The sequence below is a fragment of the Bacillus proteolyticus genome, assembly GCF_001884065.1.
GTDB lineage: Bacteria > Bacillota > Bacilli > Bacillales > Bacillaceae_G > Bacillus_A > Bacillus_A proteolyticus.
In genome coordinates, this window is the sequence record NZ_MACH01000054.1 from 228,969 (window position 1) to 241,694 (window position 12,726).

A 12,726-nucleotide genomic window follows, 5' to 3' on the forward strand; every position below is an offset into this window, starting at 1 on the left:
GGGCTTGTAATGGAGATAGTTTGTGAGGATTTCCAAGTTGCGTTATCGAAAATAAAGTTGCTACGAGAAAACGCTAATATAATAGAAGGAACTGTTCAAAGAAGTGTAAACGAAATCGTTCAAAATGTAAGGGAGAGTAAAGATGAGGCTGTATCTTTCTATACAAAAAAGTTCGATGGTGTGGAGGTTAAAGAGTTTCGTGTAAGTGAGGAAGAAATAAAACAAGCGAGTAGGTTTGTAGAGAATTCATTTTTAGATGCGTTAAAAGAGGCAAAGAAAAATATTATTTCGTATCATGAAAAGCAAAAAAGACAATCGATGTTCGATTGCACGAGTGAGGGCATCATTAGAGGACAAATCATTCGGCCTTTAGAAAATGTAGGGGTATATGTGCCAGGCGGAACTGCTTCGTATCCTTCGTCAGTATTAATGAATGTATTGCCAGCAAAAATCGCAGGCGTGGAAAAAATTGTAATGGTGACGCCGCCGAATCAAGGAGGAATTGATCCACATATTTTAGTTGCTGCAAGCCTTGCAGGAGTAGATGAAATTTATACGATAGGTGGTGCGCAAGCAATTGCTGCTTTAGCATACGGGACGGAATCGATTCCGAAAGTGGATAAAATAGTTGGACCAGGAAATTTGTACGTCGCTCTAGCGAAACGAGAAGTATACGGAATAGTAAATATCGATATGATTGCTGGACCATCAGAAATTGTAGTTATTGCTGATGAAACCGGCAATGCAAAATATATTGCTGCTGATTTATTATCACAAGCGGAGCATGACGAGAGAGCAACAGCAATTTGCATTACAACGAGTATAGAGTTAGCGAAAGAAGTAGAAAGAGAGATAGAAAGACAGCTAGCGACATTACCAAGAAGTGAAATCGCACGTGAATCGATAAATAGAAATGGAGCCATCTTTATCGTTCCTTCTTTAGATGAGGCACTAAAGTTATCGAATGAAATCGCTCCAGAACATTTAGAGTTACATATAAAAGAGCCGATGAATGCTCTAGCGTATGTGAAACATGCAGGATCTATTTTTCTTGGACCATATGCACCGGAACCGCTCGGTGATTATTTAGCAGGACCGAATCATGTGTTACCGACAAGTGGAACGGCAAAGTTTTTCTCACCGTTATCAGTTGATGATTTCGTGAAAAAATCAAGCTTTCTATCTTATACGGAGGAAGCGTTAAGAGATGTACAACATCATATTGTAGAACTTGCAAATAAAGAAGGGTTACATGCGCATGCGAGAGCAATTCAAATAAGATTTGAGGAGGAAGAATAATGCGTGAGTCCAGTCAAATACGTGAAACGACAGAAACAAAAATAAAATTAAGTTTGCAGCTTGATGAAAGCAAGAATGTTTCTGTGCAAACGGGAGTTGGATTTTTTGATCATATGTTAACTTTATTTGCAAGGCATGGAAGATTCGGTTTGCAAGTGGAGGCGGAAGGCGATGTATTCGTTGATGCGCATCATACAATTGAAGATGTTGGAATTGTACTCGGAAATTGCTTGAAAGAAGCGTTGCAAAATAAAGAGGGGATTAACCGCTACGGTTCAGCGTATGTACCGATGGATGAATCGTTAGGATTTGTCGCGATTGATATAAGCGGACGCTCATATATTGTATTTCAAGGTGAATTAACAAATCCGAAACTAGGAGATTTTGACACGGAATTAACGGAAGAATTTTTTAGAGCAGTTGCCCATGCAGCAAATATTACGTTACATGCTCGCATTTTATACGGGAGCAATACACATCACAAAATTGAAGCTCTATTTAAAGCGTTTGGTCGAGCGCTTAGAGAAGCAGTCGAAAGAAATGCCAACATTACTGGTGTAAATTCAACGAAAGGGATGTTGTAATTGATTGCTATTATAGATTATGGAATGGGGAATATTCGCAGTGTGGAACAAGCATTAAAATATATTGGAGCAGAGCACATCGTAACGGATGATAAAGAAGAAATATTGAGAAGTGATGGCGTTATTTTACCGGGAGTAGGCGCATTTCCGAAAGCAATGGACGTTTTAGAAGAAAAAGATTTAGTATGTGTGCTAAAAGAATTTGGGAGTTCGGGAAAACCACTTTTGGGCATTTGCTTAGGAATGCAGCTTTTATTTGAAAAAAGTGAGGAGCTACAAGACTGTAACGGATTAAATTTATTGCCAGGTGTCATTAGAAAGTTAAAAGTTCCTTATAAAATTCCACATATGGGGTGGAATGAATTAAAGAAAGATGGAGAAATATCGCTTTGGAATGGAGTAGAGGACGGTTCTTTCGTATACTATGTCCACTCTTATTATGCAGATTGTCCAAATGAAATTGTGTATGGGTCAAGTGAGTATGGAGTGCAAGTACCTGGTTTTGTAGCAAAAGGAAATATATATGGCGCACAGTTTCATCCTGAAAAAAGTGGTGACATTGGAATGCAAATGTTGAAAAATTTCAAAGGGGTGGTAGAAGCATGGAAATCTTCCCAGCTATCGATTTAAAAGAAGGTCGATGCGTTAGACTTTATCAAGGGGAATTTAGTAAGGAAACAGTAATGAATGAAGACCCGGTTGCGCAAGCGCTCATATTTGAAAAGTTTGGAGCGAAAATACTACACATTGTTGATTTAGATGGTGCAATTGCTGGGGAGTCAGTAAATTTGTCCGTAATTGAAAGGATATGCAGGGCGGTACGTATTCCTGTGCAAGTTGGAGGAGGAGTTCGATCACTTGCGGCAGTAGAGAAGTTATTGTTAGTCGGTGTAAAAAAAGTAATTTTAGGAACAGCTGCTCTTTATGATAAGGCATTTTTAGAAGAAGCAGTTCGTCTATACAAAGAGAAAATCATAGTTGGAATTGACGCGAAAAATGGTTTTGTAGCAACGAGAGGCTGGCTTGATATGTCTGAAATTTCTTACATTGTTTTAGCAAAGCAAATGGAGAATTTAGGTGTTCAAACGATTGTGTTTACAGACATTTCGAAAGACGGGACGCTGGCAGGGCCAAATTTTGAGCAATTAGAGTTATTACAAAAAAGCGTAGGCATTCGTCTCATTGCTTCTGGAGGAGTAGCATCTATTCAAGATGTGAAAAAATTAAATGACATGAATATATATGGCGTCATAATTGGAAAGGCACTTTACGAGAAAACGATTGATTTAGAAGAAGTGTTACAGGTGACGAAGCTATGTTAACGAAACGAATTATTCCATGTCTAGATGTAAAAGGAGGGCGAGTCGTAAAGGGTGTGAATTTTATAGGGTTACAAGACGTCGGTGATCCTGTTGAAATAGCAGCTTTATATAATGATGCGGGAGCAGATGAAATCGTATTTTTAGATATTAATGCGACGCATGAAGGGCGAAAAACGATTATAGATGTTGTAGAACAAACAGCTTCGAAAGTATTTATTCCTCTTACAGTTGGAGGAGGGATTTTAAGTTTGAAAGATATGTACAATTTACTAAGAGCTGGAGCAGATAAAGTTTCAATAAACTCAGCGGCAGTGAGAAGTCCGAAGTTAATCCAGGAAGGTGCAGAACATTTTGGCTCACAATGTATTGTTGTAGCAATTGATGCTAGAAAAGTAGAGGAAGATAAATGGAATGTATACGTGAACGGCGGAAGAGTCGATACAGGGATGGATGCAATCGAATGGGCGAAGCATGTTGTCCAGCTAGGGGCAGGAGAAATTTTACTAACGAGTATGGATGCAGATGGAACAAAAAATGGATATGATCTTCGGTTAACAGAAGCAATTTCAAAAAGTGTTTCCGTCCCAGTCATCGCATCTGGAGGGTGTGGTCATTCGGATCACATTATAGAAGTCTTTCAAAAGACAACTGTTGACGCAGCATTGGCAGCATCAATCTTTCACTATGGCGAGGCAACTGTACAGGATGTGAAGAGGAAATTAAGAGAAGCAAACGTTGAGGTGCGGTTATGAAACCTAACTTTTCAAATGGGTTGATACCAGCTGTTGTTATCGAGGAAGATACGAAAGAAGTTTTAATGCTAGCTTATATGAATGAAGAAGCGTATGAAAAGACGTTGGAAACGAAAAAAACATGGTTCTATTCCCGCTCGAGACAATCGTTGTGGAATAAAGGAGAAACATCAGGTAATGTTCAATATGTTCAGTCACTTTATTTAGACTGTGATCAAGATTCAATCGTTGTTGTCGTAAAGCAAATAGGGCCTGCTTGCCATACGGGAGAAAAAACGTGTTTTCACTATAAAATTATATAGGGGGGGTACATATGGAAGATATCCTTAAGTTATTATTTGAAACAATTGAAGAACGAAAGAAAAATCCACTCTCTGAATCATATACGAATTATTTATTTTCAAAAGGTGAAGATAAAATTTTAAAGAAAATTGGTGAGGAGTGCACCGAAGTAATTATCGCGTCTAAAAATAATGATAAAGAAGAACTAGTAAAAGAAATGGTTGATGTGTTCTATCACTGTTTTGTTCTATTAGCTGAAAAAAATATTTCGTTAGAAGATGTCATGCAAGAAGTGAAAGAAAGAAATGGAAAGCTTTCGAGAGTAGGAGATCGAAAAGAAATAGATACATTATAAGGAGGGAATATGGATGAAAGTGGACTATCACCTTCATTTAGAAGAAGGACCTTATTCAATAGGTTGGCTTGCTAAAATAAATGATGCACTACAATATTATGAACCGCTTAAAGAAGATAAACATTCAATAGGATGGCTTATGAAAGCACAAGAACGCCTGCAAAAACGTGTGAAGGAAGGCCCATTTACAGCGAAATGGATTGATTTATATTTAGAAGAGGCGTTGCGAAAAGGGATAAAGGAAGTTGGCATTGTCGATCATTTATATCGATTTCACGAGGCGAAAGGATATTATGAAAAATATGTAGATATTAGTGATTCAAAACTCGGTCGTTTACAGAAGGAATGGCTAGACCAAGTAAGAGTAACGTCTCTTTATGATTTTACAAAGGCGATTGAAGAGGCAAAAGAGCGATGGAGTAAACGAGGGGTAACGCTCAAACTTGGAATTGAAGCGGATTATTTTATCGGCGGCGAACAAGAGCTAAAAGAGTTACTAGCATTAGGAGACTTTGATTATGTAATCGGTTCAGTCCATTTTATAGAGGGGTGGGGATTTGATAATCCAGATGCGAAAGAGTATTTTGGTAAGCATGATTTACATACTTTATATCATACGTTTTTCGCTACAGTTGAAAGTGCGGTTCGTTCTGAGCTCTTTGATATAATAGCTCATCTTGATAACATAAAAGTATTTAATTATCGGTTAGATGAGAATGAACAGCTTTTTTATTATAAGGAAATTGCGCGTGCGCTAGTAGAAACGAATACCGCAACAGAAGTAAATGCAGGATTGTACTATCGCTATCCTGTTCGTGAAATGTGTCCAAGTCCACTATATTTACAAGTGTTAGCTAAATATGGAGTTCCAATTACGATTTCTTCGGATGCTCATTATCCGAATGATCTAGGGAAATACGTAAAAGAAAATGTGCAAACATTACGGACTCACGGTATTACTCAAATCGCAACATTTTCGAAACGAGTAAGAGTAATGAGACAACTTGAAGAAGAAGTAACAATTTCAAAATAAAACACGATTTTTTGATGAAAACCACCCTTTTTGTTCAAAATAAGAAAGAATGAAAAGGAGGGTGAAAAATGGTGAAACAACAAAATAAACAAAACGTACAAGCGACAGATCAAGTGACAGATCAAGTGATAGATCAAGCTTATACTTCTGAAACGAATAATACAGCTAACTCAGTTATCGAGGAACAAATTAGCGATACAGTTGCAGAAGGAACAATTGATGCGAAGCTTGGAAAAGAATCGCAAGAGAAGGCGTAAGAAGAGAGGAGAGATGAATCTCCTCTTTTCTTATGTGAAAAAATGAAGATTTTCAAAACTATAATCAAATTCCTTGGTTTTTATATGTGGATTTCTTACAATGAAATATAAGAGATATCTTATTTTGCATAGAAGAGGTGTTAGTAGTGGCGAAAATATTAGTAGCAGGGAAAATTCCAGAAATCGGATTAGAACTATTAAAGGATCATGATGTAGAAATGTATGATAAAGAAGAATTAATTTCTTTAGATGAATTAACAGAGCGTGTAAAAGATAAAGATGCATTGTTAAGCTTACTTTCTACAAAGGTGACGAAAGAAGTTATTGATGCGGCACCTCATTTAAAGATTGTTGCAAACTACGGTGCTGGTTACGATAATATTGATTTCACTTATGCAGGAGAAAAAGGAATTGCAGTGTCGAATACACCGAAAGTATCAACTGAAGCGACAGCAGAATTAACATTTGCACTTCTGTTAGCAGCTGCACGTAGAATTCCTGAAGGTGATACGTTATGTCGTACAACTGGATTTAACGGATGGGCACCGTTATTCTTCTTGGGCCGCGAAGTACACGGTAAGACAATCGGAATTATTGGCCTTGGAGAAATTGGGAAGGCAGTTGCAAAGCGTGCGAAAGCATTTGGAATGGATATTTTATATACGGGGCCAAATCGTAAGCCTGAAGCGGAAAGTGAACTGGGAGCAACATATGTAACATTGGAAGAATTATTACAAACAGCAGACTTTATTACAATTAACTGTGCTTATAATCCGAAATTACATCATATGATTGATGAAGAACAGTTTAAAATGATGAAGAAAACAGCATATATTATAAATGCTTCACGTGGACCAATTATGCACGAATCAGCACTTGCTCATGCACTAAAAACGAATGAAATTGAAGGTGCAGCTCTTGACGTATTTGAATTTGAACCGAAAATTACAGAAGAGCTAAAAGGATTAAAGAATGTAGTACTTGCTCCTCATGTAGGAAATGCAACATTCGAAACTCGTGATGCGATGGCTGAAATGGCAGTGAGAAATATTTTAGCTGTATTAAACGATGAAGAACCTGTAACACCTGTAAATCAAAAATTATTAGTTACAAAATAAAAAGAAACCTTCCAATTTCGGAAGGTTTCTTTTTATTTTTCTTTATTTGCTTTTTTAGAAGGTCTTTGTCTAAGGAATTGAGATAGCATATACAAAATATATAGTGGAATGGCAATGAATAAGAAAACAGAAAAATTACCAAAACCTGTTTGGTACATTGTGATAATGCTTCCAACTAAAAATAGTGTAATAATGATGCTATATCGTGGAATTGGTACATCCTTTAAACTTGGGATGCGAATTCGGCTCACCATTAAAAATGCGAACGTTACAAATACTGTAATAAGAACGATTTTTGGAATGGTATTTGAAAATAATGTTAGGAAAGCGACAAGCCCTCCTGCTGCAGTAATCGGAACTCCAGTGAAATATTTCATAGAAGTAGAAGATGGTGTTACATTAAATCGTGCTAAGCGATATGCTCCGAACAGTGGGAATAATCCCGCTATGTATAGTCCAATGATTCCGTAGTTGGAAAAAGATGTGTAATACATTAAAACAGCAGGTGCTGCGCCAAATGTTACAACATCTGCGAGTGAATCAAGCTCTTTTCCCATTTGTGAATCAACGCGTAATAAACGAGCAACACGACCATCAAGACTATCTAACATCATCCCGATAAGTACTAAAATAGCAGCTGATTTATAATATCCTAAAGATGCATAGCCAATTGACAAGAATCCGCTATATAAATTTCCGAGCGTAAATAAGTTTGGAATAGCTGCTCTATACAAAATCTGATCCCTTGCTTTCTGTTATAAATTCTTAATTAGTGTATGAAAGTTTACTTATTTTATCATACCATAAATTTCTTCCTCATACGAAAGAAATTCCCAATTTGTGAAAGATTTCATAGAGGACAAGATTGAAGTATAAGTAAAAAAAGAAGCAACTTTTCATAAAGTTGCTTCTTACATTATTCAAATTTTGTTATCATCGTTCCAGTTTTATATCGATTATTAGGATCGAATCGTAATAAATCTCCATAGATCAGTTTGTCGGATAGTTTTAAATCTGTTTTTGCTTTTTCAATATACGGCTGACATAGCGCTACATCTGCCTCTTCACCGGAGCTTTTTTTGTAGCACATATTTTTTGTGTACACATAATCCTCTGTTACAAAACTACCATCGCGCATTACCATGAGAGGGTCTTTTTCTTTTATAAATAAGTCAGTTCCAAATTCAACTGATTGATTTGTTTTAATACCAAGTAAATGAAGAAGCGTCGGTTTAATATCAATTTGTCCTGATACTTTAGAAATAACTTTTCCTTCTTGACCAGGTACATGAATAATAAGAGGGACGCGCTGCAATTGCATAGAATCAAACGGTGTAATAGCGTCTTTCCCAAGGAACTGAGCCATAGATGCATTATGGTTTTCGGAAATGCCGTAGTGATCTCCATAAATGACAATAACAGAATTGTCGTAAAGTCCTTCTTCTTTTAATTGGTTAATGAATAATTTGAGAGCTTCATCCGTGTAGCGGACCGTTGGGAAATAGCGATTTAGAACGCCGCTTTCCGAATTAAACTCATCAACATATTGATCTTCTGGATTTAGAAGAAATGGAAAATGGTTTGTTAAAGTAATAAATTTTGTATAGAACGGTTGTGGTAAAGATTTTAGCTTTGGAATAGATTGTTCAAAGAACTCTTTATCTTTTAATCCCCAACCGACAGACATTTGCTCCGTGCCTACGTAATCATTTAAATTAAAGTAACGATCATATCCAAGTGCAGGGTACATTACATCACGATTCCAAAACGTTTTATCGTTTGAATGGAAGACAGCAGAAGAATATCCGTATTTCTTTAATTGTTCTGGTGTAGCTGTATATTCATTCGTTGCATGAGTGAAGAATACAGAACCACGGTCTAACGGATAAAGTGAGTTTTCAACGATAAATTCAGCATCAGAAGTTTTACCTTGTCCCGTTTGATGATAGAAGTTATCAAAATAGAAACTATCTTTAATAAACTCATTTAAAAATGGAGTAATTTCTTTTCCATTTATCTTTTTATTAATAACAAAACTTTGTGTAGATTCCATTGAAATTAAAATTACATTTTTACCCTTTGCAGCTCCAAATAAGTTTTTATCAACTTGTTTATCTTTTGAGTCTGTATAGTTTTTAATTTCAGAGAACCCGTCTCCACTTGCAAATACACGCTCGGCTGAAGACTTAGATTGAAGGGTAATATCAAATAGATGATATGTGTATAACCCTAAATTTTTCACGACAGTTTGACGATCAAATGAGCGTGAGAACATTTGTGGTTTATATATAACTGAAACAACAATTTGTAGTGCTAATAATGCTGTTACACCGCTAAAGAAAGTTCGCTTCTCAGAGCGAGAAAGCGGCGTCTTGTCACAGAATGATGGGAATTTACGTGAAATAAACATTAAAATAATTGCATCTGCAAATAAAAGTAATGTTTTATACGTAAATAGTTCTTTAATGCTCGTTCCTAAGTCAGCCATATTATTTGTTTGGAATAAAACAGGGAAAGTAACAAAATCGTTATAGAACCCGTAAAACATTGCATTTCCAAATAAAATAAATGACAGTATAAAACTAATTACAATAATAATTCGGTTTCGGTACTTAGATGCAAGTAAAGCGAAACCAAAAAATAAAAGTAACGAAGCTAGTGGGTTAATAAAAAGCATAAATTCTTCAAAGAAGTTATCAATTCTAATATCAAATGCTAGCTTGTACACAATATATGTTTTTATCCATAATAAAACGACTGCAACTAGTGCAAATCGTAATTTTGGAAACAGACGTTGTAGCATAATATACTCCTCTCTTAAAAGCATGACAGTTCTTGTGAGTCCCTTTGAATAGCGCTTCACTTTATATATACGAACAGTCCTTTATTATTATGATTATTATACTATGAGTATCATTATACGAAAATAAAAGCGGGTTGTGGGCTTTTTTTGCAACAATTGAGTAGAAAAAGCGAAGTGGGAGACAATAAAATGGAATTTCTATGTATGATTATTATCATTCGTTAAACATAGAAAGTATCGCAATGGTACGGAGGTTATGATGCGAAAATTATTATATCTAATAGTATGCATTAGTTTTATGCTTTTTTCTTCACCGAGTGTATCAGTAGCACAATATGATGCACCGCTCATGGAAGATGCTCTTTATTCTGTGTTATTTCCAAAAATAAATGAAGCGATTGAGAAGCAATATGGAAAATTAAAACCGTTTGATTGTCCTAAAATTATTAGTTTAAAAAAACTTTATAGCGGTACATATTTATTTCAAGCAGTAATTGAAATAACGAAATATGAATCAGGAATAGGTGGTAAAGTACTTCCTCCATTTGAGAAGATAAGTATGACATTTAACAATGAAGAAGGAGAATGGACTGTTACAAAAATATCTATAAAGCGCTTACCGGATGAAACGAAATTAAACTGTAAAAAAACAATTTAAAAAATTGTTTGACAAATAAAATGTTCCTTTGGTATTGTTAATAGCAACAATTAGATGTTTGAAAATTAAATAGACTTACCTCATCTACTCTCAAAGGTAGAGGCCGCGATAGGAAAGAGTAAGCTATGGGAGATTTAATGGAATCTGTGATCATAGTTTGAAAGGGACTATTGCCGAAATATAAGAATAACCATCTTATTCATATATTGGGACTGCATTGAATAAATGTAGTACTGTCATAAGATTTATTTTATGGAGAGCTATTTGGAGATGTTGATGCGGTTTCTTATTTTGAGAAGATAACAACTCGTTTATTTTTTCAATATATATTTTTCCTAATAAGAAACGCGTGTGAACATTGTTCCGCGCGTTTTTTGTCTATCTAAAAGCGTGCTGCAATGAATAGAAGATTGGGGTTATGAGTTTTAGAGGAAATAAGGGAGGAATTCAAATGTATTTACACGGCACAAGCCGAATCAATGGGCAAGGACACTTAGAAATTGGTGGGTGCGATACGACGCAGCTAGCAAAACAATACGGAACACCACTTTATGTATACGATGAAGAGTCTATTCGAGGAAAGTGCCGCGCGTTTCATCGTGCTTTTAAAGAAAGTGGTTTCTCTTATCAAGTAGCATATGCAAGCAAGGCGTTCTTGTGCATGGAGATGTGCCGAGTAGCTCGTGAAGAGAATATGTCATTAGATGTTGTTTCTGGAGGAGAATTATATACTGCGCTTCAAGCAGGATTTCCAGCATCGCGCATTCATTTTCACGGCAATAATAAAACAGAAGAAGAGATCGTGATGGCTCTTCAGGCGAATATTGGTTGTTTTGTCGTAGATAATTTCTTGGAATTAGAAATTTTGCATGATTTAGCAGTGCAACATGGAAAGTTTGTGAACATATTAATCCGTGTAACGCCAGGAGTAGAGGCACATACACACGAATATATAACAACAGGTCAAGAGGATTCGAAATTTGGATTTGGTGTTTCAAATGGTCAAGCGATGCAAGCAATTGAGCTAGCTTTGCAAAAATCAAATTATAATGTGCTAGGAATTCACTCGCACATCGGATCACAAATATTCGAAACGGCTGGTTTTGTTCGAGCAATTAAAGTACTACGTCAATTTTTAGAAGAAGTGAGAGAGCGAACAAACTATGTAGTGAAAGTATTGAATGTAGGTGGAGGTTTCGGTATACGTTATACGGAGTCTGATACACCGTTAACACTTGAAACATATGTGGAGGCTGTAACGAGTACGATAAGAGAGCAGTTTACAGTATGTGAATACCCGCTTCCAGAAATATGGATTGAACCAGGTCGTAGTATCGTAGGTGATGCTGGAACAACAATTTATACAGTCGGATCGGTGAAAGAGATTCCTGGTATTCGGAAATATGTTTCAGTCGATGGTGGGATGACAGATAATTTAAGACCAGCTTTATATAACGCTCGTTATGAAGCAATGTTAGCGAATCGAGGGAATGATGAGAATGAGGAACTCGTTTCGATTGCTGGGAAATGCTGTGAAAGTGGAGATATGCTGATTTGGGATATTAACTTACCGCAAGTTGCTTCTTCTGATTTACTAGCAATTTCTTGTACGGGGGCATATGGGTACTCGATGGCGAATAATTATAATCGTATTCGTAGACCAGCTGTCGTCTTTGCAAAAGGCGGAACATCACAAATCGTTGTAGAGCGTGAAACGTATGAAAATATTATTGGGAACGATCGCATACGTATTAAAGAGCTTGTTTAGGTAGGGAAAAGGAGTTGTTCTGAGGGGCAATTCCTTTTTTATAAAATAATTAAAATATATCGGAAAACTAGGATTGAAAAAAAACAGAATTGTGATAAAATACAAATACAAAGCTTATCAAGAGAAGCGGAGGGAACTGGCCCGGCGAAGCTCGGCAACCTGCTTATAGAAAGCAAGGTGCTAAATCCAGCAAAATGGAATCCATTTTGAAAGATAAGGTAAAATATATTACCGAACAGTCTTTTCGAAATGGGAAAGATTTTTTTTATGAATAAAAAGGGGGGCTGTTCGCGTGAGCGTACGGGAACATTTTGAGGAAGTATCTGAGAAAATTCAAGCGATGCTTGCTGATATGAAATATGGCTCAATTACAATTGTTGTGCAAGATGGAAAAGTAATTCAATTAGAGAAAAGTGAAAAAGTACGTTTAAAGTAAAAAGCGCTGACTAGAAAAACTAGAGGCGGTTTTAACCTATTTTATTAGGTTAAAACCGT

15 protein-coding genes and 2 riboswitches are annotated in these 12,726 nt (G+C 36.2%); of the genes, 13 read left to right on the forward strand and 2 right to left on the reverse strand.

Annotated elements, in window-relative coordinates; translation table 11 throughout:
* Positions 1 to 9 precede the first annotated feature (9 nt).
* The 10 genes from hisD to BAQ49_RS07610 all read left to right on the forward strand — a co-directional run bounded on the left by hisD (position 10) and on the right by BAQ49_RS07610 (position 7,002).
* Positions 10 to 1,299 (forward strand): histidinol dehydrogenase, encoded by a 1,290-nt coding sequence (gene hisD, locus BAQ49_RS07565; RefSeq protein ID WP_071744825.1) that lies wholly within the window; start codon positions 10 to 12, stop codon positions 1,297 to 1,299.
* On the forward strand, positions 1,299 to 1,883 hold the full coding sequence (gene hisB / locus BAQ49_RS07570; RefSeq protein WP_071744826.1) for an imidazoleglycerol-phosphate dehydratase HisB: 585 nt from the start codon (positions 1,299 to 1,301) through the stop codon (positions 1,881 to 1,883). Before hisD ends, hisB begins: the two co-directional genes overlap by 1 nt.
* On the forward strand, positions 1,884 to 2,513 hold the full coding sequence (hisH, locus tag BAQ49_RS07575; protein ID WP_071744827.1) for an imidazole glycerol phosphate synthase subunit HisH: 630 nt from the start codon (positions 1,884 to 1,886) through the stop codon (positions 2,511 to 2,513).
* Positions 2,486 to 3,205 carry a 1-(5-phosphoribosyl)-5-[(5-phosphoribosylamino)methylideneamino]imidazole-4-carboxamide isomerase gene (hisA, locus tag BAQ49_RS07580; RefSeq protein ID WP_071744828.1) on the forward strand — a complete coding sequence of 240 codons (720 nt, stop codon included), beginning with the start codon at positions 2,486 to 2,488 and terminating at the stop codon, positions 3,203 to 3,205. Before hisH ends, hisA begins: the two co-directional genes overlap by 28 nt.
* A complete protein-coding gene (gene hisF, locus BAQ49_RS07585) occupies positions 3,199 to 3,957 on the forward strand; it encodes an imidazole glycerol phosphate synthase subunit HisF (protein WP_071744829.1) in 759 nt (252 codons plus the stop codon). Before hisA ends, hisF begins: the two co-directional genes overlap by 7 nt.
* The gene (gene hisI, locus BAQ49_RS07590; protein WP_071744830.1) at positions 3,954 to 4,259 is read left to right on the forward strand and encodes a phosphoribosyl-AMP cyclohydrolase; all 306 of its coding nucleotides are present in this window, start codon (positions 3,954 to 3,956) and stop codon (positions 4,257 to 4,259) included. The genes hisF and hisI overlap by 4 nt, the downstream gene beginning before the upstream one ends.
* A gap of 11 nt (positions 4,260 to 4,270) precedes the next feature.
* The gene (hisE, locus tag BAQ49_RS07595) at positions 4,271 to 4,594 is read left to right on the forward strand and encodes a phosphoribosyl-ATP diphosphatase (protein WP_000389488.1); all 324 of its coding nucleotides are present in this window, start codon (positions 4,271 to 4,273) and stop codon (positions 4,592 to 4,594) included.
* A 13-nt stretch (positions 4,595 to 4,607) separates the two neighbouring features.
* Complete coding sequence (locus BAQ49_RS07600) at positions 4,608 to 5,627, forward strand: histidinol phosphate phosphatase domain-containing protein (RefSeq protein WP_071744831.1); 1,020 nt, start codon at positions 4,608 to 4,610, stop codon at positions 5,625 to 5,627.
* 68 nt (positions 5,628 to 5,695) lie between these two features.
* Positions 5,696 to 5,884 carry a DUF4025 domain-containing protein gene (locus BAQ49_RS07605; protein WP_071744832.1) on the forward strand — a complete coding sequence of 63 codons (189 nt, stop codon included), beginning with the start codon at positions 5,696 to 5,698 and terminating at the stop codon, positions 5,882 to 5,884.
* Positions 5,885 to 6,030: 146 nt separating this feature from the next.
* On the forward strand, positions 6,031 to 7,002 hold the full coding sequence (locus BAQ49_RS07610) for an NAD(P)-dependent oxidoreductase (protein WP_071744833.1): 972 nt from the start codon (positions 6,031 to 6,033) through the stop codon (positions 7,000 to 7,002).
* Between the two features lie 32 nt (positions 7,003 to 7,034).
* Here the strand turns inward: BAQ49_RS07610 and pssA are convergent, their stop codons facing one another.
* Positions 7,035 to 7,736: a CDP-diacylglycerol--serine O-phosphatidyltransferase gene (gene pssA, locus BAQ49_RS07615; protein WP_002158661.1), complete on the reverse strand. Its 702-nt coding sequence runs from the start codon at positions 7,734 to 7,736 to the stop codon at positions 7,035 to 7,037.
* 182 nt (positions 7,737 to 7,918) lie between these two features.
* On the reverse strand, positions 7,919 to 9,805 hold the full coding sequence (locus BAQ49_RS07620; RefSeq protein WP_071744834.1) for an LTA synthase family protein: 1,887 nt from the start codon (positions 9,803 to 9,805) through the stop codon (positions 7,919 to 7,921).
* 259 nt (positions 9,806 to 10,064) lie between these two features.
* Here BAQ49_RS07620 and BAQ49_RS07625 point away from each other — a divergent pair, with 259 nt between their 5' ends.
* The 3 genes from BAQ49_RS07625 (at position 10,065) to BAQ49_RS07635 (ending at position 12,667) form a co-directional block, all read left to right on the forward strand.
* Positions 10,065 to 10,463 (forward strand): DUF3888 domain-containing protein, encoded by a 399-nt coding sequence (locus tag BAQ49_RS07625; RefSeq protein ID WP_071744835.1) that lies wholly within the window; start codon positions 10,065 to 10,067, stop codon positions 10,461 to 10,463.
* An 89-nt stretch (positions 10,464 to 10,552) separates the two neighbouring features.
* Positions 10,553 to 10,734, forward strand: a riboswitch (Lysine riboswitch).
* Positions 10,735 to 10,914: 180 nt separating this feature from the next.
* On the forward strand, positions 10,915 to 12,231 hold the full coding sequence (gene lysA, locus BAQ49_RS07630; RefSeq protein WP_071744836.1) for a diaminopimelate decarboxylase: 1,317 nt from the start codon (positions 10,915 to 10,917) through the stop codon (positions 12,229 to 12,231).
* Between the two features lie 111 nt (positions 12,232 to 12,342).
* A riboswitch (SAM riboswitch) is annotated at positions 12,343 to 12,451 on the forward strand.
* A gap of 72 nt (positions 12,452 to 12,523) precedes the next feature.
* A complete protein-coding gene (locus BAQ49_RS07635; protein ID WP_000116163.1) occupies positions 12,524 to 12,667 on the forward strand; it encodes a YezD family protein in 144 nt (47 codons plus the stop codon).
* Positions 12,668 to 12,726: the final 59 nt, after the last annotated feature.

Coding starts and splice junctions, on each gene's coding strand:
- hisD (WP_071744825.1), top strand. CDS start 10: ATGGAGATAGTTTGTGAGGATTTCCAAGTTGCGTTATCGAAAATAAAG.
- hisB (WP_071744826.1), top strand. CDS start 1,299: ATGCGTGAGTCCAGTCAAATACGTGAAACGACAGAAACAAAAATAAAA.
- hisA (WP_071744828.1), top strand. CDS start 2,486: ATGGAAATCTTCCCAGCTATCGATTTAAAAGAAGGTCGATGCGTTAGA.
- hisF (WP_071744829.1), top strand. CDS start 3,199: ATGTTAACGAAACGAATTATTCCATGTCTAGATGTAAAAGGAGGGCGA.
- hisI (WP_071744830.1), top strand. CDS start 3,954: ATGAAACCTAACTTTTCAAATGGGTTGATACCAGCTGTTGTTATCGAG.
- hisE (WP_000389488.1), top strand. CDS start 4,271: ATGGAAGATATCCTTAAGTTATTATTTGAAACAATTGAAGAACGAAAG.
- BAQ49_RS07600 (WP_071744831.1), top strand. CDS start 4,608: ATGAAAGTGGACTATCACCTTCATTTAGAAGAAGGACCTTATTCAATA.
- BAQ49_RS07605 (WP_071744832.1), top strand. CDS start 5,696: ATGGTGAAACAACAAAATAAACAAAACGTACAAGCGACAGATCAAGTG.
- BAQ49_RS07620 (WP_071744834.1), bottom strand. CDS start 9,805: ATGCTACAACGTCTGTTTCCAAAATTACGATTTGCACTAGTTGCAGTC.
- BAQ49_RS07625 (WP_071744835.1), top strand. CDS start 10,065: ATGCGAAAATTATTATATCTAATAGTATGCATTAGTTTTATGCTTTTT.
- lysA (WP_071744836.1), top strand. CDS start 10,915: ATGTATTTACACGGCACAAGCCGAATCAATGGGCAAGGACACTTAGAA.